Annotated in this window: 2 protein-coding genes; both read left to right on the top strand. The window is 70.2% G+C overall.

Annotated features, from left to right (window positions below; genetic code table 11):
* The first annotated feature begins 21 nt into the window (after window positions 1–21).
* Window positions 22–717, top strand: coding sequence for a L,D-transpeptidase (locus ACIPIA_RS16360; RefSeq protein WP_400511031.1), 696 nt, complete (start codon window positions 22–24; stop codon window positions 715–717).
* Between the two features lie 104 nt (window positions 718–821).
* A partial coding sequence (locus ACIPIA_RS16355; RefSeq protein WP_400511030.1) for a DUF2076 domain-containing protein occupies window positions 822–1,368 on the top strand: 547 nt, incomplete at its 3' end.

The following is a 1,368-nucleotide window of genomic DNA, read 5'->3' as shown; positions in this document are numbered from 1 at the left end:
ACCCGCCGCGTTTTCGCAGCCCTGACGCCGCTGTTCCTCGCGGCCTGCGTGAGCCAGCGCCAGCAGCCTTACGAGGCTGCTCCCAAGGGGCCAGTGATCAGCCCCGAGTATCTCTCGATGTATGGCGAGCGGCCGGACGAGCTGCACCCGCTGCCGGCAACAGACCTGACCGAGGTCGAGCCGCAGTTCCTGCGCCGCATCGTCTCCTATCCGACGCGCGAGCAGCCCGGCACGATCGTCGTCGATACCGACAACCGCTATCTCTATCTCGTCCAGGAAGGCGGCAAGGCGATCCGCTATGGCATCGGCGTCGGCAAGCAGGGCATGTCCTGGCGCGGCCGCGCCACGGTCGCCCGCAAGGCGCAGTGGCCGCGCTGGACCCCGACGCCTGCGATGATCGCCCGCGAGCCGGAGCGTAACCGCCCCTGGGCGGCCGGAATGGCTGGCGGGCTCGAGAACCCGCTCGGCGCCCGTGCGCTCTATCTCTACCAGGGCAGCCGCGACACGATGTACCGGATCCACGGCACGTCCGAGCCCTGGTCGATCGGCAAGTCGGTCTCCTCCGGCTGCATCCGCCTGTTCAACCAGGACATCATCGACCTCTACAGCCGCGTGCCCACCGGCACGACGGTCGTCGTGCTCAACCGCGGCACGCTGCAGCCTGGCTCCGACGTCGACGAGATGCCGCCGCCGGACGACGATTTCGGCACCATCTGATACGGCGCGGCAGCCTGCCGCAGTTCCGGCCTTGATACTGTCACAGGCCGGTCCCACCTCTTGAGCGCGGCGCGCGTGACGCCGCGCAACGAGAGGAGATGACGATGACGCCGCAGGAACGCGACGTGATCGCCGGGATTTTCGACCGCCTGAAGCAGGCGGCCAACCAGCCCCGCGACCCCGAGGCTGAGAACTTCATCGCAGAACGCCTGCGCGAGCAGCCCTATGCGCCCTATGCCATGGCGCAGGCCGTCTATGTGCAGGAACAGGCGCTCACCAATCTCAGCCAGCAGGTCGAGGCCCTTCAGGGCCAGCTGCGCGACGCGGAGAAGCGCGCCAGCGAAGCTGCGGCGCAGCCGGCCGCCGGCGGCTTCCTGTCCGGCATCTTCGGCGGCGGCAGCGTGCCGCGCACGGGGTCCGTACCCTCCGTGCCGCCCCGCGCCGATGCCGGTGCCCCGTCCGGCGCCTGGAACACCCAGCCGCAGGGCCAACCCGTGCAGGCTGCTCCGATGCAGGCTGCCGCCCCGGCACAGCCCGGCCCATGGAGCAACCAGCCGCAGCAAGCGCCAGGCCGCGGCGGCGGCTTCATGGCAAGTGCCCTGACGACGGCCGCAGGCGTTGCCGGTGGCCTCGTCCTCGGCAATGTCCTGA

It is taken from the genome of Allobosea sp. CER48 (assembly GCF_044752385.1).
In the GTDB taxonomy this organism is placed as follows: domain Bacteria; phylum Pseudomonadota; class Alphaproteobacteria; order Rhizobiales; family Beijerinckiaceae; genus Allobosea.
Note: the sequence above shows the minus strand (reverse complement) of the source record. Positions and strands in the feature narration are given on the sequence as shown.